This is a genomic window from Mucilaginibacter sp. (assembly GCF_036568825.1).
GTDB lineage: Bacteria > Bacteroidota > Bacteroidia > Sphingobacteriales > Sphingobacteriaceae > Mucilaginibacter.
Window position 1 is genome coordinate 38,970 of the sequence record NZ_DATCRU010000107.1, and the last position, 20,352, is coordinate 59,321.

Annotated in this window: 16 protein-coding genes; 10 read left to right on the forward strand and 6 right to left on the reverse strand. The window is 40.5% G+C overall.

All coding sequences use genetic code 11. From position 1 onward, the window contains the following. Positions 1–277 precede the first annotated feature (277 nt). Positions 278–1,108 (reverse strand): MBL fold metallo-hydrolase, encoded by an 831-nt coding sequence (locus tag VIM89_RS23325; protein ID WP_488158599.1) that lies wholly within the window; start codon positions 1,106–1,108, stop codon positions 278–280. Between the two features lie 198 nt (positions 1,109–1,306). Between VIM89_RS23325 and VIM89_RS23330 the strand changes: the two genes are divergently transcribed. The 4 genes from VIM89_RS23330 (at position 1,307) to VIM89_RS23345 (ending at position 4,101) form a co-directional block, all read left to right on the forward strand. Further along, positions 1,307–1,693, forward strand: a complete 387-nt coding sequence (locus tag VIM89_RS23330; protein ID WP_488158600.1) for a T9SS type A sorting domain-containing protein — start codon at positions 1,307–1,309, stop codon at positions 1,691–1,693. A gap of 501 nt (positions 1,694–2,194) precedes the next feature. Beyond that, positions 2,195–2,575 (forward strand): hypothetical protein, encoded by a 381-nt coding sequence (locus VIM89_RS23335; RefSeq protein ID WP_488158601.1) that lies wholly within the window; start codon positions 2,195–2,197, stop codon positions 2,573–2,575. A gap of 94 nt (positions 2,576–2,669) precedes the next feature. Then, entirely contained in the window at positions 2,670–3,323 is a 654-nt protein-coding gene (locus VIM89_RS23340) for a YceH family protein (RefSeq protein ID WP_488158602.1), read from the forward strand. A gap of 46 nt (positions 3,324–3,369) precedes the next feature. Further along, positions 3,370–4,101 (forward strand): hypothetical protein, encoded by a 732-nt coding sequence (locus VIM89_RS23345; protein WP_488158603.1) that lies wholly within the window; start codon positions 3,370–3,372, stop codon positions 4,099–4,101. 26 nt (positions 4,102–4,127) lie between these two features. On the opposite strand, the gene acpP is transcribed toward VIM89_RS23345, so the two are convergent. The 5 genes from acpP to VIM89_RS23370 all read right to left on the reverse strand — a co-directional run bounded on the left by acpP (position 4,128) and on the right by VIM89_RS23370 (position 10,285). Further along, the gene (gene acpP, locus VIM89_RS23350; RefSeq protein ID WP_488158604.1) at positions 4,128–4,421 is read right to left on the reverse strand and encodes an acyl carrier protein; all 294 of its coding nucleotides are present in this window, start codon (positions 4,419–4,421) and stop codon (positions 4,128–4,130) included. Between the two features lie 206 nt (positions 4,422–4,627). Then, positions 4,628–5,656 (reverse strand): right-handed parallel beta-helix repeat-containing protein, encoded by a 1,029-nt coding sequence (locus VIM89_RS23355; RefSeq protein WP_488158605.1) that lies wholly within the window; start codon positions 5,654–5,656, stop codon positions 4,628–4,630. Between the two features lie 528 nt (positions 5,657–6,184). After that, a complete protein-coding gene (locus tag VIM89_RS23360; RefSeq protein ID WP_488158606.1) occupies positions 6,185–7,219 on the reverse strand; it encodes a right-handed parallel beta-helix repeat-containing protein in 1,035 nt (344 codons plus the stop codon). A gap of 523 nt (positions 7,220–7,742) precedes the next feature. After that, positions 7,743–8,768 (reverse strand): right-handed parallel beta-helix repeat-containing protein, encoded by a 1,026-nt coding sequence (locus VIM89_RS23365; RefSeq protein WP_488158607.1) that lies wholly within the window; start codon positions 8,766–8,768, stop codon positions 7,743–7,745. Positions 8,769–9,250: 482 nt separating this feature from the next. Beyond that, the gene (locus tag VIM89_RS23370) at positions 9,251–10,285 is read right to left on the reverse strand and encodes a right-handed parallel beta-helix repeat-containing protein (RefSeq protein ID WP_488158608.1); all 1,035 of its coding nucleotides are present in this window, start codon (positions 10,283–10,285) and stop codon (positions 9,251–9,253) included. A gap of 393 nt (positions 10,286–10,678) precedes the next feature. Here VIM89_RS23370 and VIM89_RS23375 point away from each other — a divergent pair, with 393 nt between their 5' ends. The 6 genes from VIM89_RS23375 to VIM89_RS23400 form a co-directional block, all read left to right on the forward strand. Next, on the forward strand, positions 10,679–11,671 hold the full coding sequence (locus VIM89_RS23375) for a hypothetical protein (RefSeq protein WP_488158609.1): 993 nt from the start codon (positions 10,679–10,681) through the stop codon (positions 11,669–11,671). Between the two features lie 176 nt (positions 11,672–11,847). Next, the gene (locus VIM89_RS23380) at positions 11,848–13,089 is read left to right on the forward strand and encodes an MFS transporter (RefSeq protein WP_488158610.1); all 1,242 of its coding nucleotides are present in this window, start codon (positions 11,848–11,850) and stop codon (positions 13,087–13,089) included. 7 nt (positions 13,090–13,096) lie between these two features. Further along, positions 13,097–13,942 (forward strand): ROK family protein, encoded by an 846-nt coding sequence (locus tag VIM89_RS23385; protein ID WP_488158611.1) that lies wholly within the window; start codon positions 13,097–13,099, stop codon positions 13,940–13,942. A gap of 124 nt (positions 13,943–14,066) precedes the next feature. Further along, positions 14,067–16,724, forward strand: coding sequence for a glycoside hydrolase family 2 protein (locus VIM89_RS23390; protein ID WP_488158612.1), 2,658 nt, complete (start codon positions 14,067–14,069; stop codon positions 16,722–16,724). A gap of 150 nt (positions 16,725–16,874) precedes the next feature. Beyond that, entirely contained in the window at positions 16,875–20,048 is a 3,174-nt protein-coding gene (locus VIM89_RS23395; protein WP_488158613.1) for a SusC/RagA family TonB-linked outer membrane protein, read from the forward strand. 12 nt (positions 20,049–20,060) lie between these two features. Continuing rightward, a partial coding sequence (locus VIM89_RS23400; RefSeq protein WP_488158614.1) for a hypothetical protein occupies positions 20,061–20,352 on the forward strand: 292 nt, incomplete at its 3' end.

Genomic DNA, 20,352 nt, shown 5'->3' on the forward strand with positions numbered 1-20,352 from the left:
ACACGGTGAACGCTTGTGAACACCAATACTGGTTTAAGTCCCAACCCAACACTGGTTTAAGTCTCTGACTTAAATCATAGATGAAATGAAGGACTTCGTCCGGGTATGCAACGAAAAGTATGTTTGGAGAACGAAATAATTTTGCGCCATGCTCCAGACACAGTCTGGCTTTTATTAATAGATTCAAGAGACGCTTCGATTAACTCTTAAATCAGTGAGGAGATTAACAGACCAACTTTTCAATTCAGCGTAATCATTTAATCAGCGTAATCAGCGGTCAAAACAAACTATACTGCATCTGCCCACTCTGAACAACAACATGCTTTTGTTCAGCTAAAGATGCCCCGCTGATATGATACACCGCTGATTCCTGGTAACGTGAAGCAACAATGATCTCAGTACCATTGGCATGCTGACTGAATAGCTCCTGAACCAGTTCGGGTCGGTTATTATCTTTTGAAAGGTGCGATAGCAGCAAGTGGCTCAGATTGGGAGAACGGTAATTAATGAAAATTTCCAGCGCCTGGCTATTGGATAAATGGCCCAACCCGCCGCGGATGCGCCTTTTAAGATGATAAGGGTAACGCCCTTTTTCAAGCATTTCTTCATCATAATTGGCCTCTAAGAATGCTGCGTGACACTGGCTGAAATTCTTCCTCACATTTTCGCACGCTGCGCCTATATCTGTTAGTACGCCCACCTTTACACCCCGATACTCCAGTATAAAACTATGAGCATGAGCAGCATCATGAAATTTGGGAAAAGCTGAAACGGCTATTTCACCGATCATTACAGGCTGATAAGCGGTAAAGGATATGGGCAGGTGATGTGCCAAATGTAATCCGCTGCTTTGTAAAGTGGCAGGGGTAATATAAACCGGTAGATCGTACTTTTTGGATAAAACGGTGATGCCGTTAATATGATCGCTATGCTCATGCGATACAAAAATGGCCCGTACTTTCTTCATTGACAGTCCGATCCGCAGCATCCTCCGTTCTGTTTCGCGGCAGGAAATTCCGGCGTCAATCAGCACGGCATCGCGTTCATTACCGATATAATAGCAGTTGCCGTTGCTGCCCGAATTAAGTGATGCAATAAAAAGCGACATGGATTTACAAATTAACCGGATTTGTCTGGTATTTTATAAAATTATTTTTGTTCAAGAGCGTAAAATATACACGCATTAGCCTGGTTATGAGATATTTATAATAAAAAATAAAAAACTTTTCTTGTCACCACCTGTTAAGCCTTTATTAACAAGGAATTGCTCTTTAACATTCATTACAGTTACTAAAACTTAAATGCCATGAAAACGTCGATTAAATGGATCGCCCTGTTTATGCTGATACTTTTAGGAACAGGAGCTTTCGCATCAATTCATGTTAAATCCTATCACAAAGCCAACCACACCACCAGCCAGGTAAGTCTTGTCCCATTGAAACACAGCCGCGGTTTTGCCTTAATGGTGGATAAGAATATGCCCGGAAATTCTATGGTCATCATTTATGACAGTGATGGCGACGGTATTTTCAAACACCAATTGAAAAGCGGTCTCAACAATGAAACCAAGTATCTGACCACACAATTACAAGACGGGCAGTACACCGTTGAAGTTTATTCTAAGAACCATGATGTAAAAACAAAGTTCTACATCTACAACAATGGTTCAAGGCGAATTGAAGACATTAATTAGTGTTCTGATATCAACCGCTCGCAGAAAAGCATCATCGAAAGATGGTGCTTTTTTTGTGTTTGGTCAATTTATAGCTCCGTGTTGACTCACCCGAAAGCGCTGCGCTGTTCTTCCCTCTCTACCGCTAGCGGTAAAGAGGGATAAGGAGTAAAAGAATAAAAATCCCCTCTTTGCGCGAAGCGGAGGGTGGTCAACGAAGCAATGACCAGGTGAGTTCAATAGGCGGTTTGCATAGTCAACAAATCATCCAAACCGGCAATTTATCCCCTTATTCATCGACGAACCGTCCGTCTGGCTCTACGAATACTGAAAATTTCACCACAAGTCGTGTATTTATCTAATAATTAGTCATTTATATGTAATTCTGCGTCTAAAATGCCTGTTGGTCTATACCTTTTAACCGCTGGTCTAATATATTTTTTTAGCGCCGAAAGATGTTGTTGTTTTGGTCATTCAATTAACAGAACATATTAGGGTTTACAATAAAAAATTAAAAAGATCATGAAAAAGTCAATCGCACTAGCAGCAATATTAGCAGTATTAGGTACAAGCGTTTTTGCAGCAACAGCATCAGTAAAAAACGGAGATAACAAAACAGATGAAATTTCATTCGTTCAGTTGAAAAAAGATAACGGTTTCGGCGTAAAGATCGATAAGGAATCAGCCGGTAAAGCAGTAGTTATTGTTTATGACGATGCAAACAACGTAATCTTTAAAGACATGTTGTCAAAAGGTCAAAGCGGCGAAAAAAGCTATCTTATCTCAAGTCTTGAAACCGGTGATTACACTGTAGAAGTGGTTTCAAAGGGTCAGAGTGTAAAGAAACAAATGCACGTATATGAAGATGGTGATGCAAAATCATACTTCTTCTATCAAAATTAATATTAGGGTTTATTTAGGTTTACAATGAGGCATCATCCGGTTGGGGTGGTGCTTTTTTATTTGAAAAAAGTTCGGGCTGTTTTTATCTTTAGCAATGGATTCACAACAAGCCTTACCCGCACTGGATGACGCAGAACTGCGCGTGCTGGGCTCATTAATGGAAAAAAGCCGCACCACGCCCGATTATTACCCCATGACTGTAAACAGCCTCATAGCCGCATGTAATCAGAAAACATCCCGCAACCCGGTGGTTCAATATACTGAGGAGACCGTTGTACTGGCATTAAATACATTAAAAAGGCGCGGCCTGGTATCTACTGCAACCGGTGGCACCGACCGTGTTGTAAAATATAAGCACAATTTTGCCATAGCTTACCCGGTTATCCCGTCGCAGGTAGCCATTATATGCCTGCTCATCCTTCGCGGACCGCAGACTCCCGGTGAGCTAAACACCAATTCGGGCAGGTTATATGAGTTTGAATCGATAGAGGAAGTGCAGGATCTGTTAACAGAGCTTTCATCCGGCGATCACGCTTATATTAAACAATTGCCTCGTCGCCCCGGGCAAAAAGAGCAGCGCTATGTTCACCTGCTTGGCGGCTCAACCGATTGGAGCGACGAAAGCACTTTTGAAGAACCTGTGAGAACATCATCAGGAGGTGGATTAGAAGCCCGTGTTGCCAAACTTGAGCAGGAGCTTGCTGAGTTGAAGGAAGCTTTTGATAAGCTGATGAAAGAATTGAGTTGATGTCCTTTTTCCTTACGAAACAATCTTGATCAACTAAACCTTATTTATGAATATTTTTCAACAAGCACTAGGAACAGTATTTCCGCCATACAAGAGGAAAGTTAGACGAGAAGAGCAGAATGAATTATTTAAAGCTATTATATCGAGCTTGCCTTTTGAATATAAAGAACTTAGAGAACAGGCTATCGCATGCAGATTTTTTGGATTGGAGAATTGGAAGGGTAATCCTGATTTCAAATTTGTAACGCTTAGCTACCCAGGAGAAACTTATTCCGTTTATAAAAAACGGGGACAGAATTTTAAAATATCCGGACTAAAAATATTTTCAAAAATCACCGGTCGATTTGAAGACGTTCAGATACTTGTCGGCAATAACTTAATTCATGGATTGAAGATCGAAAACTCAAATTACCAATTAAAGGAATTTGATTTGAATAGAATAAATGTTGAAGGCATTCAAAAGACTCCATTTGCTTTTCCACCGGATGACACCGACATTTTCTACGATTTTTTAGGCCAGGATATCAAAAATATTCTGGGGCCGGACGATATTTTTGATATCGATTTTAACAACCGCACGTTCTATGCTTTCTATGATTTGGAAGATGGTAATTTCCTTGCTGTAGATAAAAATCTCAAAGTCTATTCATTGGTTCATGATGCAAGACCGATGGCAAAAGGCATGAAAACCTCTTTTATTGAAATCTTGAATAAAATATCAAACAATCAATTTGATAAAGAAAAGCATCTTGAAGAAAGATATAGAGATAGCAAATAAAGGTAAGTGCACGCTGCTAAACATGCTTACGCGCTCAAACGCTCTTCCTTAACCGTTTCTATCCTTGCTACTTTAGGCAGTTCGGAATATGTTGCCTTTGCAACATAGTTTACCAGAGAACCAACGGTCTTCAGTTTGTCGAATACATCATCCGGTATTTGTATGTTAAATTCTTTCTCCACATCTACAATCAACTCGCAAAAATCCAGGGAGTCTACATCCAGATCATTATAAAATGAAGCGGAATCTTTTATAGCCGATTTGTCAACTCCAAGTTTATCCTCGATAAACTGGTGTATCTTTAAAGTAATATCATTCATTCTCAACCCTTTCTACGCAGCAAAGCAAATTCTGTTTTACCAGAAAAAAACAACTTTATTTCTGATGCGATTATAATACAATAGTATAAATCAATTGTTCATTAAAAATTAAAATTTTGAAGATTTGGTGATAAAGCCTGCATAGGGTTTCTAAACAAGAAAGCCGATAGATTACTATCGGCTTTCTTTATACTCTACACAATAGCTTATTTGCTGGTCATTGTGATTAAAGTAGCAGGAAGTATGCTGTAGGAAAGATTAGCTTTCTGAATATTGGTGCTCCAACCTGTTGGGGTTGCAACATTATCCAGCCACAGATCCCATTCGTTGCCAGACTTTTGATACCATCTCACCTGGTTGTACGATATATTGATATTATAGCTGGAAGCGCCGGAATAATTTCCGCAGTTGATACCTGTGTTTGAAACCGGCGTGCTTGAGCTGTAAATATAATTATGGTCCATTTTAATGTTCGATCCGCCTACTACCTGCATACCTACGTAGCCAGAATTAAGTACATAATTTTGACGGGCAACCTGGTATGATCCGCCAACATCGCCTAAAACAATACCTGCAGCACCACCTGAATCCATCTGCACCTGGCCGCCTCTGAGCCAGTTACCATATACCATAATAGAGTCGCCTTGTATTCCGCTTGATTTATATAAGCTGATACCATCCTGCGGATGCTGTGCTACGCCGACAACGTTTTCGCATCTGTTATACATGATCCTGTTTCCCCCGCCGGTTACCGAAGCAAATTGTACAAAGCAGCCATCAGGGAACGGCCCGTTCATATTTAAGAATTGATTACTGTTTACCACAATTCCGGAACCCTGGTAAACGTGTACGCCGGATTTTACATTGGTAATAAAGCAATTTTGAACATAAACATTCTTGCAATTGTTCAGCATTATCCCGAATCCGGATGAATTCATTATCACACAGTTTTGAATTACTATATTGTTGCAGTTAATAAACGTTATACCGTTGGTGCCGCCAGAGATCAACAATCCGCTTAAAGTAATATTGTTTTTATTCGTGTACGAGATCGGGGATGACGTTGTGTAAGCGCTTGCTAAAGATTTACTGTTAAATGTGCTACCGACTGAACTGGTTGATGTGGAGGGTAACACTTCGGCGTCTCGCTGACATGAGGTGATGAATGCCAGTGGAGCCAGTATCATAAGAAGTTTTACAATACCGGCTGCACGGCTTGATTTGTGGTTTTTCATAATAGTTAAATTAATTAGAGCTGTTGTTGTGAATTTGCATAAATTATTGGATTTCAACGAAAAAAAATTCTTACCTCAACTCGCTTATATCCAACAAATTAAATTATTATTTTAATTAGACACTCTTATACGTTATTGTTTATCAATTAGTTACAAATACATAATTAAATGTTCAAACAATTTCCGAGCGCTTAAAATAAAATTTCCACAATTTGTGAAGAAGTATTGTTGGAAATTCGTTAAAGAAGAATTTTTTACCACGTAATTAAGATGTTTTAATTGGCTTCGTGTAAATTCTTTTGGAGAATGAGCTAAAATGGCGTGTTAACAAACTGCTAATTACCAGAATTTTAACGGTATTATTTAAAGTTAATTTAGTGTTCGCTCCTTTTGGTAAATGCCTGGTAGCGAGGATCAAAATATGAAAGATTTAAATTGACGACAGGACTATTAAAAATCAGCGGCCTATAGTAATCTATAGGCCGCTGTTTTGGTAACGAATTATAAGATATTTTACTAATATTTAAATTAGTTCATCGTGATAATGGTTGTCGGCAGTACACTTGCACTGATATTCGCTTTCTGAATATTGGTACTCCAACCGGCTGGGGTAGCTACGTGATCTAACCATAAATCCCACTCGTTACCGGATTTCTGGATCCATTTCACTTTATTATAGGATATATTGATGTTCCCGCTGGATTTACCCGAATAATTCCCACAGTTGATACCGGTGTTTGAAACCGGTGTGCTGGAACTATAGATGGTATTATGATCCATTTTAATACTGTTACCACCAACAACCTGCATGCCTACATAACCTGAATTAACTACGATATTGTTTCTTGCAACCTGGTATGAACCACCTACGTCGCCCAACACTACACCGGCGGCGCCGCCTGAATCCATCTGCACCTGGCCGCCTCTGATCCAGTTGCCTATTACCTGGATCGAATCGCCTAGCTTTCCGCTGGATTGATACAGGTTAATGCCATCCTGCGGATGACCGTGGTAAGCATCATCCTGGCATTTGTTATTGTTGATTTGGTTGCCGCCGCCCGTAACACTTGCAAACTGAACAAAGCAGCCGTCGGGAAACGGACCATTCATATTGTAAAACTGGTTATTGTTTACTTTGATGGTCGATCCCTGGTAAACATGCACTCCCGATTTGGCATTGGTTACATAGCAATAGTCAACAGTGACGTTAGTACAGTTATTCAGCATAATACCAAAGCTGGAAGTGTTATAAATTTTGCAATTGGTAATGTGAACATTGTTACAGTTGTAAAGTGCAATACCATTAGTTCCTCCTTTAATAGAAAGACCGCTGATAGTGATGTTGCTTTTGCTGTAATAAGAAATAGGGGAGGAAGTTGTATAAATTGTAGCCAGCGCATTACTGGTAAATGAACCACTCATGGAGTTGGACGACACGGTGGTGGTACTTGTTGCCGGTGTAACTTGTGCATCTTGTTTACATGAAGCGCCAAATAACACAAGAGCCAGTACTGCAAAATGGGTGGCAATACTGGCTCTGCAGTTCAGTTTTGATGTTTTCATAATAGTTAAATTAATTAGATTTACAGGAGCGAAGTTGCATAAAATATTGGATTTCAAATAATAAAATATTTTATCTAAACGACAATTCTCTTCCAAAGAGGAAAACTATTTATCATTTGTAAAAATAGAACTGATTGATTTTCAATTAATTAACTCGAGGCGTGTCAATTTGCTTCTTTCTTTTTGCGAGAGCGATAAAATTTCCACCGTTTGTGAATAAAAATTGTCAGAAATAATTAAAACAATATTTATTTGCTATGGAGTTAAAGATATTTTCATGCTATTTGTGTAACAAAACCGTGACTTTTATAAAAAATACAAAGGCTACAAAGAATTATTTACCAATATTTTAGAAGAATTATTTAAAGTAATTTAGGTGTATGGATGATACTTTAAAAAATCATAAATAACTCTTCGGAGTTTAAATTGATTTAACACTGCATCCTAAATGAAAAAGAGAGCATGCAATTTATGCAGGCTCTCTTTTTTATTTAAAATGATTGAATATTTTCTGCTATTTAAATTAGTTCATGGTTATCAAAGGTGAAGCGACCGCGCTTGAGCTGATATTTGCCTTTTGAACGTTGGTGCTCCAACCCGTTGGCGTAGCTACTTTGTCAAGCCATAGATCCCACTCTTTCCCGGATTTCTGGATCCACTTGACCCAATTGTATGAGACATTGATGTTCCACATAGATTGGCCCGAGTAATTGCCAACATTAATTCCGGTATTAGACACAGGAGTGCTTGAACTGTATATTGTATTGTGGTCCATTTTGATATTATTGCCACCAACAACTTGCATACCTACGAATCCTGAGTTAACTATCTTGTTCCAGCGGGCTACTTGGTATGAACCGCCTACGTCGCCTAATACAATACCTGCAGCACCGCCTGAGTCAAACTGAACCTGGCCGCCTTTGATCTGGTTGCCAATTACCTGGATAGAGTCACCCAGTTTACCGTTAGATTGGTATAAGCTTATACCATCCTGCGGGTGGCCATGCCATGCATCATCTTGGCATTTGTTATTATTGATCTGGTTGCCGCCGCCGCTTACACTGCAATATTGAACAAAACAACCGTCAGGGAACGGACCGTTCATATTATAGAACTGGTTATTGTTCACTTTTATACCCGATCCTTTATAAACATGTACGCCTGACTTGGCATTTGTTACGTAGCAATAGTCAACCGTAATATTGGTACAGTTGTTGAGCATAATACCAAAACTAGAGGTATTATAAACTTTGCAATTAGTAATGTGAACATTGTTACAGTTGTAAAGCGCAATACCGTTGGTGCCGCCATTGATGGAGAGACCACTGATGGTAATGTTGTTTTTACTGTAATAAGAAACCGGAGAAGAAGATTTGTAAGTAGTTGCCAACGCATGACTGGTAAAAGAACCGCTCATCGAATTAGTTGGAACTTCAGTTGAGGATGTTGCAGCGGGTTGAACTTGAGAATCCTTACTGCATGAGGTGACTAGTGATGTTGTAAATAATCCTATTATTACAACGAGAGCCAGTGTGTACTGTCTTTTCATAATAGTTAAATTAATTTGAAGCTTAGACGTCAAATTGAATAAAATATTGTGTCTCAGATGAAAATAAATTTCATCTGAACGTTGAAACAGACAGCGAGCTTCTATTGCTTTCTTTTCTTTTTATTTTATAAATATTTGATTTTTAATAATTTAAGAATGTTTTTTGTCAACTTGTTTTTATTTAAAAATTCTCAAAATTAATTTCCACATTTTGTGAAAAAAGTCAATCCGAAAATTCTTCAAAGTATATTTTATTTTTCAAAACTTAATTTAATTTCATTTGTTTGAGGCAATTCAGTAATAAAATGTCATTTTATTATGGATTCTGTAAAATAATTTAACAACCAGTTATAATTTTATTGTACTTGTAAGAGCGTCAAAATAGAATTTGGTCTTATTAATTAAGTTCAAACAGTAATTTTAAAATACATCTGTTTAATAATAAAGGGAAACGGATCACTCTGCTTCCCTTTAATTTATATTTAGTTTAATGTAATGATAGTGGCTGGAAGGATACTTGCAGTAATATTAGCTTTCTGAGTATTTGTGCTCCAGCCGGTTGGTGTCAGTCCTGATGTCCAAAGGTCTTGTTCCTGGCCATTAGTTTTAAAGTATTTCACCTTGTTATAGCTCATATTGATATCCGAGCTTGACTTTCCGGAGTAATTACCATAACAAAGTCCGCAATTTGAATAAGGAGTAACGCCACCATATATAACATTGTGGTCCATTTTAATGTGGGTACCACCCTGTACCTGCATGCCAACAAAACCGCCGTTAACAACATAGTTGTTTCTGGCCACCTGGTATGATCCGCCTACGTCACCTAAAACGATACCTGCACCGCCACCGCTGGTGTTATAATACTGGCCTCCACGGATCCAGTTGCCGATCACCTGAATCGAGTCGCCTGGTAAACCGTTTGATTGGTATACGCTCAACCCGTCTTCAGGTTTACCAACACCCGGGTCGTCTTGACAACGGTTATAGTTGATCTGGTTACCACCGCCGCTCACATTTACAAACTGAACGAAGTTACCACCAGGGAACGGTCCGTTGATGTTTCTAAACTGGTTAGTGTTAATTCGGATACCAGATGAATTTTCAACGTGTACGCCTGATACACCACCGGTAACATAGCAATTGTTCATATATATGTTTTTGCAGTTTCCGGTCAGGTAAACTTCGTACTTGCTGGCGTTTGCCAAATGGCAGTTGGTAATGGTCACGTTGCTGCAATTATTGAGATATATACAATAGGTACCGCCTGTAATAGATAAACCGCTGATAGTAATATTGCTTTTACCGCTATAGCTTATTGCCGAAGAAGCTTTGTAAGTTGTAGCTAACGATTTGCTGGTAAAATCTGCAGCGGCAGTGTTTGCAACAGAAGTAGTTTGCGTGGTTTGAGGAGTAACTTCTGCATCTTTCGAGCATGAAGCAATGAATAATGTTGCGCTAAGCGCGGCCATGGACATGGCAATCCCCTTACGGAGTTGTCTGTTCTGTAATTTCATAATAGTTAAATTAATTAGACCTCTTAGACGCGGTATTGTAGATATTATTGTACACAAGTGTACTTTTTTTCTGAATTACTGTATTTGATGGCTGACAAATGATAAGAAAAGCCATAAAAATTGTTGAATTAATCAACTGATATTTAGATGCTTAAATCTATAAGACCCATGACTTGAATTTTTTATCCACATGTTATAAAATTTTAGCCATCAAGGGTAAAAAAGGCGAATAAAAAGAGTTTTTATAAGTATATTTTCAAATTAGTTAATATTTATCCGAAAAATTTTGACTTACATCGCGTATGCGAACATATATTTGACCATTATCTATTTCTTTGGAATATCATTTTGAATTCTTATTATCGCACTAAATAATCAACCTTAATTTATCACATGAATACCCACCCCACATTAATTAAGCTTCTTAGCGTTTTATTAATCGCATCTGTTCTCGTAAGCTGTAAATCACACGAACCCGGTACCTGGAAAAACGACAAAATTGAATCAGGAACCAGGGATGATTTTCATAAGCTTAACGACCAGGTAATGGCCGGACTAAAGGCGAACGATCACCTTAAAATGGATGCATTGTTTTCACAGGAATTGCTGCAAAATACCGGCAAGTTGCGGTTAATTGAACTATGCAGCAACCATTTAAAGGATGGGACATATGAGCTGATGGACGAATATTATGTTGTTAATAAAGACCGTAGTGCAACAAAAATTCAATCATTAAATGAGGGCATTAAAAATTACTCCCTTGGCTACCAGCCAGAGAATCGGGAGATGTATTTTGCTTTCTTTGTTCCAAAAGATATACCTAATAAATACCTCATATCTGTTATTTACAGTAAGTATAACTACGGATGGAAAGTAAGCCACCTGGAAGTAAGTCCATATACATTTAACGGTAAGACAGCCCCCGAACTGTTTGATCTGGCTAAAGAGATGTATGCAAAAAAATACCTCCTGGATGCATTGGCCGATGCTCAGCTGGCTCAGTCATGTACTGTGCCTTGCGATGGCTGGAGCTACCCGGATGAGGTTGATATCCATAATTTCGGAGCAAAAGTTCTTGACGAGATCAATAAAAAATATGTTTTCCCATTTTCGGTAACCCAAATACCTAGTCGTCCGCTAATATTTAGCGTAACCACTCAGCAAACTCCCGAGGGCACTTACCCTGCAGTATATTACAGGTCGACTGTGAAATTGAAAGATGTGAAAGGTTTACAAAAGGAAAACGACAATTTGAAAAAGGTAATTGGTAAGATCATCCCTGGCATCGATCAAAACAAGAAATATGTTTACTATGATGTCTTCAATGAATTTCCAAAGTATAGTACTTCGGTAGATCGTTATGAAATGATAGATAAGCTGAAATAACAGATTATTCTCTCACAAAACTCATATGTCCCTTAGATCAGCCAGGTCTAAGGGATATATTTTGTAACAAAGTTGAGATACCACCCGGAAACTTTTTAAAAATTTTGCAAAAGTTAGGTAATGCTAAAATTTTGCTTGATATTAGTTACGCTTTCTCTGAGCCTAAATTAAACTACATGAAACGCAGTTATTACATCGTGGCATTGATCATGCTCACGTTTTTTGTCATATCATTCCTGACCAATATTATCGGTCCGTTATCCCCCGAATTCATCAAAGATTTTAAACTAAGCGATCTGCTTGCCGGGGCTCTTCCATTTGCATTTTTTATAGCCTATGGTGTAATGTCTATTCCGTCAAGCATGCTGGTTCAAAAGTATAACGAGAAGACCATCATGGTGGCTGCTTTCGTTGTTGCTTTTTTAGGTTCGTTACTCTTAGCAGCGGTACCAAATTATCTGACAGCCATGGTATCGCTTTTCCTGATCGGTTGTGGTATGGCCATGCTGCAAGTAGTGATCAATCCCTTATTAAGGACAGCTGGCGGGGCGGAGAATTATGCGTTCACTTCGGTTCTGGCACAATTGATATTCGGGGGAGCTTCCTTTGTTAGTCCGCTGGTATATTCTTATATGGTGGCCCACTTAAATGCGGGAGATCATTCGGGTGTTTTTTCCATACTACAACCCCTGGTTCCGCACGGGCTTAACTGGATATCGTTATACTGGCTCTTTACAGTTATCTGCCTTTTCATGTTTGTGATCCTTCTTGTTTCAAAGTTCCCGAAAGTGGAGTTGCAGAGTGATGAAAAAGCTGGTCCGTGGGAAAGCCACGTAAAGCTTTTCAAAAGACCGGTGGTTATTGCTTACTTCATCGCGCTGTTCTGCTACGTGGGCACTGAGCAGGGCGTATCTTACTGGATGTCCCAGTTTTTGTTTGAATATCATCACTTCGACCCGCAGGTGGCCGGTGCTAATGCTGTGGCCTATTTTTGGGGATTGATGCTGATCGGCGGGATAATTGGATTGCTGCTCCTCAAGGTAATGGATAGCCGTAAACTACTAATATTATTTACTATACCCGCTATGATCTGCCTGTCGCTGGGATTATTTGGCAGTGCGCAGGTTTCCTTATACTCATTCTCTATCGTGGGTTTCTTTATGTCAGTAATGTATCCTATCATATTCTCGCTTGCACTGAGCTCGGTTAGTGAAGATCATGGCTCATTTGCAGGTATACTGGTTACCGGTATCATCGGCGGAGCGGTTGTACAGATACTGATTGGTGCATTGGGCAATGTTATCGGTCTGCGAGGGGGTATGATGTTCCTGTACATCACTTTCGGCTACATGCTCAGCATCGGTTTTTGGGCAAAACCACTCATTACAAATCAAACTGTTTTTGATAAAAAGGATTAATATATAAATGGATATAAAAGTTATAGGCATCGATTTGGGTGCAACCAATATTCGCGGTGCTGTTGTTATTGGGGATACATTGTTAAATATTGTTTCGGCACGCATTCACAGCGATGGCACAGTGGAGGAAGTGCTGGAGGATATTTACCAGGTGGTGGATGCTTTGATAGATGATAGTATTACAGCGATCGGAATAGGCGTACCCAGCGTGGTGGATGTGTTGAACGGAATTGTATATGATGTACAATATATCCCGTCGTGGGTTGAGGTGCCTTTGAAACGGTTGATGGAAGAGAAATATCACATCCCTGTTTTTGTAAACAATGATGCCAATTGCTTTGCGGTGGGAGAATATCATTTTGGAAAAGGCAAGGGTTTTGGTTCAGTGATCGGTTTAACATTGGGCACAGGTTTAGGTGCGGGTGTCATCATCAATGGTAAACTCTACGCGGGTTATAATTGCGGCGCAGGTGAATTCGGCTTATTCAGCTACCTGGATAATATCCTGGAGTTTTATTGCAGCGGCTCGTTCTTTCAGAATGTTTATCAGCTGGATGGTGTAAAGGTTTTTGAAGATGCACAAAAAGGTGATGCCCGGGCATTGGAATTATACAAGGAGTTAGGTACGCACATCGGTCATGCTATCAAAATGGTGATGTATGCTTATGATCCGCAGCTGATTATTTTAGGCGGATCGGTTCGTCATGCCTATGATTTCTTCCAGGAAATGATGTGGGAGCAGATCAAAACCTTTGCTTATACCAAATCAGCTGAGCGGATAAAGATCGAAGTATCAGCATTGCAAAACAGCGGCATACTGGGCGCAGCTGCTTTGTATTATGATGCGCAATAAGTCATTTTTCATAGCGATGGGTTTCAAACCCATCGCTATGAAAAATAGAATATTCCTTTTTCTGGTTTCAGTTACAAACTGAAGCCATTAGTTGAGACATTAAATAACACTCAAATAATCTGTCATGAAAAAGATTTACTTCTTATTCCTATTGGCATTGCTTGTCAATTATTCTTTTGCGCAAGACAATGAAACCCACCGGATGATATTAAAAGATGGCTGGCAAATGCAGTCGGTTACGAAAGATGCCACACCGGGTGCAACGGTATCGCAAACACAATTCGAGCCGAAGGGATGGTATCAGATCAGTGTGCCATCGACAATCATTGCCGGTTTGCTGGCCAATCATGTGTATGATTTCGACCCTTTTTTCGGGAAGAATTTTGAGAAACTTAATGATCCGGCACTGGATAAGCCCTGGTGGTTTAGAAAAGAATTTGAGTTACCGGCATCCGAAAAGGATAAAAACGTGGTGCTTAAACTACATGGCATCAATTATAAAGCTAATGTTTGGCTGAATGGAACATTAATAGCCGACTCAACTAAAATAAAAGGGCCGTTCCGCATTATTGAGTTGGATGTTACCAAACAGATCAAAAGCGGGAACAATGTATTGGCATTGGAAATTCTCCGTCCGTTCAATCCAAATAAAGAGAAAGGCGACCTTGCAATAGATTATGCAGACTGGATACACTATCCGCCAGATTACAATGGTGGTATCGTAAACGATGTCGAAATAAAAACTTATGACAAAGTAGGCATACAATACCCATTGGTGACCACCCATTTTGATATGCCATCGCTGGCGATTGCGCACCTGACAGTAGACGCATTGGTAACTAACTACTCAAAAAATGAACAGAACGTAACCGTAAAAGGTAAGATCAACAACGATATTACTTTTGAAAAGAAAGTGCATTTAGGACCAAATGAGATCAAGAATGTAACCTTTACTCCTGCCGAATACAAGCAACTGAATATTAAAGATCCGCATATCTGGTGGCCATGGCAATATGGTAAACCTGAGTTGAATCATATCGAATTATCTGTAGAACGTGGCGGTGCTGTAAGCAATTCTATAGCTGAGAACTTTGGCATCAGGGAGATGACCTCTAAACTGATCGATGACCACTCGCGTGTGTTTATAGTTAACGGGAAACGTATTATGATACGCGGTGCGGCTTGGTCTCCGGATATATTTCAGCGCAGATCAAAAGAAAGACAAGAGCAAGAGATTCGTCTATATCGTGATATGAATATGAACATCGTCCGCTCCGAAGGAAAGATGGAGGACGATCATTTTTACGCCATGTGCGATAAATACGGCATGCTGGTAATGACCGGCTGGATGTGCTGCGGTGCATGGCAATATCCTGAGAATTGGGACAAGGCTAAAAGAGAAGTCGCCATGGCATCTGACAGCAGCGTGATGTACTGGTTGCGTAACAAACCAAGCCTGATGGTTTGGCTCAACGGTAGCGATATGCCACCTCGCGATACCAGCGTTGAGCGCGATTATCTAAAAATAGAAAAAGCATTAAAGTGGCCGAATCCTACCATATCGACCGCTAATGAAAGTAAATCAAAAGTATCCGGCTTTAGTGGTGTGAAAATGGCAGGCCCGTATGAATGGGTGCCGCCGATCTACTGGGAAACTGACTCGACCGGGAAATACGGCGGTGGTACCTGGAGCTTTGCAACAGAAATCTCTCCGGGCCCATCAATTCCGCCTTATGAGAGTTTGATCAAATTTATCCCGAAGGATTCGCTTTGGTATACTTCAGCCGACTGGAACTACCACTGCGGTACCATGACCTTCGGCACCACTAAAGTATTCAATGCGGCGTTGATTGGACGATATGGCAACCCTGCTAACATCAAACAATATATAGCCGAAGCACAAGCGCAGAATTATGAAGCGCACCGCGCGATGATGGAAGGCTATGGGCTACACAAATACCATACTGCCACCGGCGTGGTACAATGGATGGGCAGCAACCCATGGCCGGGACTGATCTGGCATACTTATGACTATTACCTATATCCGGCGGGTACATATTTCGGTATGAAGAAATCAATGGAGCCGCTGCATATTATGTATTCCTATGCATCAAATTCTGTGAATTTGATTAATTCGCTACAAGAAAAATTCAATGGTTTAAAAGCCGAAGCAACAATCTACAACCTCGATGGAACCAAAAAATATTCCAATACAGTTGCCACCAGCGTAGATGCTGACGGCGTACAAAAATGTTTTTCCTTACCTGCTATTACAGGTTTATCAACTACCTATTTCCTGAAATTAGAGTTAAAAGATGCTGCCGGGAAAATAAAAGACATCAACTGGTACTGGCTATCTACCAAACCGGATGTATTGAACTGGAAGAAATCAAAATGGTATATGACACCTGAAACATCATATACTGATTTTTCTGCCCTGAAAAATATCGGCAAAACCCCATTAAAAGTTTCTTATCAAACCGAAAAAGGCGCTGATACCACCAGGCACGCAGTTACCATCACTAATACCGGTAAAACGGTGGCCTTCCAGGTACATTTGCGTGCCCTGAAAGGTAAGGGTGGGGACGATATCCTGCCGGTGATCTTCAGCGATAATTACCTGGAATTGGCTCCCGGTGAAACCAGGGTGATCCATTGTAAATATGCTGATAAAGATGCTGCGCATGCTGAGCCTTACTTTGTGACATCGGCATGGAATATCGATATGGGGGCAAGCAAAACAGAAAAGGAATCAGGCTTTGAAGAAGGTTGGGTGAAATAATCGAGGCAAAAAATGTTGAACGAAAATGCATTATGGACGAAAGTTCATAATGCATTTTTTTGTGCTGATTATCAAAGCCTTTGGGGTTTTCGGAATAAATGGTTAACATTAGGTTTATTTTTTAATTAAAACTTCCGTAAAAGCTCATAAATGAAGAAAACTCTACGTTTACTACTGCTTTTAACTATTGGGCTCTGTTCCATATCATCTCTCCCGGCTTTCGCACAGGATCATTTATTAAAAGGTATTGTTAAGGACAATCAGGGGCTTCCAATTCCCGGGGTTTCCATCCTTATCAAAGGCACGAACCAGGGAGTCGCTACTGCAAACGACGGTACTTTTTCTCTTAGACTTAGTGGCTCTGCAAATGTGCTTCAGATATCATCAGCCGGGTATGAAAAAAAGGAAATTGAGATCAAAGGAGAAACCAGCATCACAATCGTTCTGGAAGAATCAAAAGCGGAATTGAAAGAAGTAGTGGTAGTAGGCTATGGCACACAAAAGAAAAGCGAAGTTACCGGGGCCATATCTTCCATTAAAAACAAAGATTTTAAAGATCAGCCCGTATCTAACCTGGCTGCAAGCATAGAGGGTAAACTATCCGGAATCAACGTAACGCAACCCTCTGGAACTCCGGGAGCAGGCTTGCTTGTAAGTATCCGCGGAGCGCAAAATCCTTTATATGTGGTGGATGGTGTGCCGATGGAAAGTGAAAGCAATTCATCATTGGGAACTTCCTATGATCTTTCGGGGCAATCCGTAGGAAGCGGGCAGAATATCAGTTCGATCTCTGATATCAATCCTGATGATATTGAATCTATTGAAGTGTTGAAGGATGCATCCAAAGCCATTTACGGTTCTCGCGCTGCTAACGGCGTAGTACTGATCACCACTAAAAGAGGTAAAGCGGGCAAAACAGTTTTTGATTTCAATGTAAATTATGGGTCGCAATCTATTGAGAAAGAAATACCTTTCCTGAACTCCCAGCAGTTTTATAACCTAACCAATACGGCTATTAAAAATGATATCTGGGTTTATCATAATGATATTGCTAACAATAACCCCAATCCGCATTTTTCGCTAGATGATCTGCAAAGTGTAGGTATCCTTGATGCTGACGGCAACCCGATACCAAATCCTGCTGCGCCATATTATGACCTGGCAAGCGGCATTAATACCAATTGGGAGAACCAGATATTCAGGACTGCGCCTGTTGTAAGCTACGAGCTATCGGCGCGAGGCGGTGATGAAAAGACCAAATTTTTTGTTGGCGGCGGTTACTTCGACCAGGACGGTATCATTATCACTAACTACTACAAGCGCTATAATTTCCGAACCAATATCGATAATCAGGCAACGGATAGAATTAGTTTCGGTACCAATATCAGCGCTTCGCACTCTGATAATAAACGCAGCTTTAATGATAACACCTATACCGGTGTTGTGACGAACGCTTTAGGCGCGTCCCCGTTGATGCCCGTATATTCATCGCCGGGTGTTTATGCTGACTTTAACAATTACCAGGCTTACTGGCTGTCGGATAACCCGGTAAAATCGGCCAAAGAGATCAATGCCCATACTTATACCGACCGTTTTATCGGATCAGTTTATGGCGAATATAAGATCACAAAGGATTTTAAATTCAGAAGTACCTGGTCCATTGATTACGATAATGTAAACGACAACCAATACTTTTCACCATTGACTGTGGATGCCCAGACTGACGGGGGTAAATTGCTTCTCGGCGAAAACAAACATGCTACCTGGCTGAATGAGAATCTGTTTACTTACCAGCACTCTTTTGGTAAAAATCATCTGAATTTGTTGGGCGGATTTTCGCAACAGCAGACGGAGATACAGCAACAGGCTACAAAAGGAATAGGCTTCCCTCAAACTGGTGGGGTGCAGAACATTAATAATGCAGCATTATCAACCAATATCCCGGTGCTTTATCCCAAAATTTATACTGATCTCAACTCCTTCATCTCGCGGGCAAATTATGATTATGATAACAAGTATTTGCTGGCAGTCATTATGCGTGCCGACGGTTCATCGAAATTTGAACAAGGCCATAGATGGGGATATTTCCCTTCAGTTTCTGCCGGATGGAATGTTTCAAGCGAGAGCTTTTTAGCTAATAGCAAATTCATCGATGCATTAAAGCTTCGTGCAAGCTACGGCACATCCGGACAGCAGGATAATGTCCCTGATTACCTGAATTATGCTTACTGGGGTACTGCCAAATACAACGGGAGCTCTGGTTTTGTACCGATCAACCTGTTATCGTCGAACCCGTTAACCTGGCAGGTGAATACCATTTTTAATGTAGGTGCCGATTTTGAATTGTTTCATCATTTCCTGAACGGATCGGTCGAATACTTTATTTCCAATCAAGCCAGACTGTTAAACCCCGCACAGGTAGAGGGCACAACAGGATTCCAGACCGTGTATACCAATTCCGGGAAAATTCAGGATAGGGGTTTGGAGATACAACTGACAACCAACAATATCAGAACCAATAACTTTAGCTGGACGAGCTCCTTTAACATCTCTTTCTTAAAAAATGTTGTTAAATCCCTGTCGGTTGATGACCAGTTGGTGAGCTCTTATACCGACCAATCGCCTACTAATATTTTAAAAGTAGGAAAACCGGTTGGCGAGTTTATCGGTGTGCGTTTTGCCGGTGTTGATCCTGCCAATGGCGATGCTTTATATTATGCAGCCGATGGTACCAAAGAACGCGCCGACCAGGTAAACTTTACCCGCGATGAAACGACCATCGGCAGTCCGCGGCCAAAGTTTTTTGGTGGTTTTACCAATAATTTTAAATACAAGCAATTCGATCTGATGATTGCTACACAATTCTCTTACGGCAATAAAGTGTTTAACCTGATCCGAACAACTTACGAAAGCTTAGGATGGAGCAGCGCCTCGACACCAGGCGGTGCTTACCTGGGTGGAGTGTACGCCAATAACGATACAAGAGTACTAAACGCCTGGTCGCATCCCGGGCAAGTGACCGATATCCCCCGGCCTTCATTTTTATTACAGAACTATTTCCCCAACTCCGATGAATTTTTAGAGAATGGCTCCTTCATGAAAATACGTACCGTTAACATCGGCTATACGATAGATAAGCCAAAATACTTTAGCAGCGTGCGGATATACATACAGGCCGAAAACCTGCTCACTATAACTAAGTATATTGGTTTTGATCCGGAAGTGAGCTCAACAGGCGGAGGTAATGATTCTACAGCGGGGATAGATTTTGCGGCATACCCGCCTGCACGGACTTTAAGCATAGGTGTTGATCTGAAATTTTAAGAAGCAGGAAAAATGAAAAGAATTAAAAATATAGCAGCTTTTGGTTTCATCCTCGCATCGGCAGTGTTGATCAGCAGTTGTGCCAAGCTGAACCAGGTATCGCCTACCGCTGTGCAGAATACCCAGCTTTTTAAAGACTCTATTGGGTTATCGGAAGCTGTTACCGGGATGTACAGCACGCTGGAAGCGCCAGAATATTACGGCGGTTATTATCCCATGTTTGCCGATCTGAACAGCGATAATGGTGTAGCAGGCGGTTATAATAACACCTCGCTAAATGAATTTGGCTTGTACAGCGTTACCT

Excerpts from the sequence above, each read along its gene's own strand:
- VIM89_RS23390 (WP_488158612.1), top strand. The coding sequence starts at position 14,067 with ATGAAAAAGATTTACTTCTTATTCCTATTGGCATTGCTTGTCAATTAT.
- acpP (WP_488158604.1), bottom strand. The coding sequence starts at position 4,421 with ATGAATGATATTACTTTAAAGATACACCAGTTTATCGAGGATAAACTT.
- VIM89_RS23355 (WP_488158605.1), bottom strand. The coding sequence starts at position 5,656 with ATGAAAAACCACAAATCAAGCCGTGCAGCCGGTATTGTAAAACTTCTT.
- VIM89_RS23365 (WP_488158607.1), bottom strand. The coding sequence starts at position 8,768 with ATGAAAAGACAGTACACACTGGCTCTCGTTGTAATAATAGGATTATTT.
- VIM89_RS23370 (WP_488158608.1), bottom strand. The coding sequence starts at position 10,285 with ATGAAATTACAGAACAGACAACTCCGTAAGGGGATTGCCATGTCCATG.
- VIM89_RS23385 (WP_488158611.1), top strand. The coding sequence starts at position 13,097 with ATGGATATAAAAGTTATAGGCATCGATTTGGGTGCAACCAATATTCGC.
- VIM89_RS23360 (WP_488158606.1), bottom strand. The coding sequence starts at position 7,219 with ATGAAAACATCAAAACTGAACTGCAGAGCCAGTATTGCCACCCATTTT.
- VIM89_RS23345 (WP_488158603.1), top strand. The coding sequence starts at position 3,370 with ATGAATATTTTTCAACAAGCACTAGGAACAGTATTTCCGCCATACAAG.
- VIM89_RS23395 (WP_488158613.1), top strand. The coding sequence starts at position 16,875 with ATGAAGAAAACTCTACGTTTACTACTGCTTTTAACTATTGGGCTCTGT.
- VIM89_RS23325 (WP_488158599.1), bottom strand. The coding sequence starts at position 1,108 with ATGTCGCTTTTTATTGCATCACTTAATTCGGGCAGCAACGGCAACTGC.
- VIM89_RS23375 (WP_488158609.1), top strand. The coding sequence starts at position 10,679 with ATGAATACCCACCCCACATTAATTAAGCTTCTTAGCGTTTTATTAATC.
- VIM89_RS23380 (WP_488158610.1), top strand. The coding sequence starts at position 11,848 with ATGAAACGCAGTTATTACATCGTGGCATTGATCATGCTCACGTTTTTT.
- VIM89_RS23340 (WP_488158602.1), top strand. The coding sequence starts at position 2,670 with ATGGATTCACAACAAGCCTTACCCGCACTGGATGACGCAGAACTGCGC.
- VIM89_RS23335 (WP_488158601.1), top strand. The coding sequence starts at position 2,195 with ATGAAAAAGTCAATCGCACTAGCAGCAATATTAGCAGTATTAGGTACA.
- VIM89_RS23330 (WP_488158600.1), top strand. The coding sequence starts at position 1,307 with ATGAAAACGTCGATTAAATGGATCGCCCTGTTTATGCTGATACTTTTA.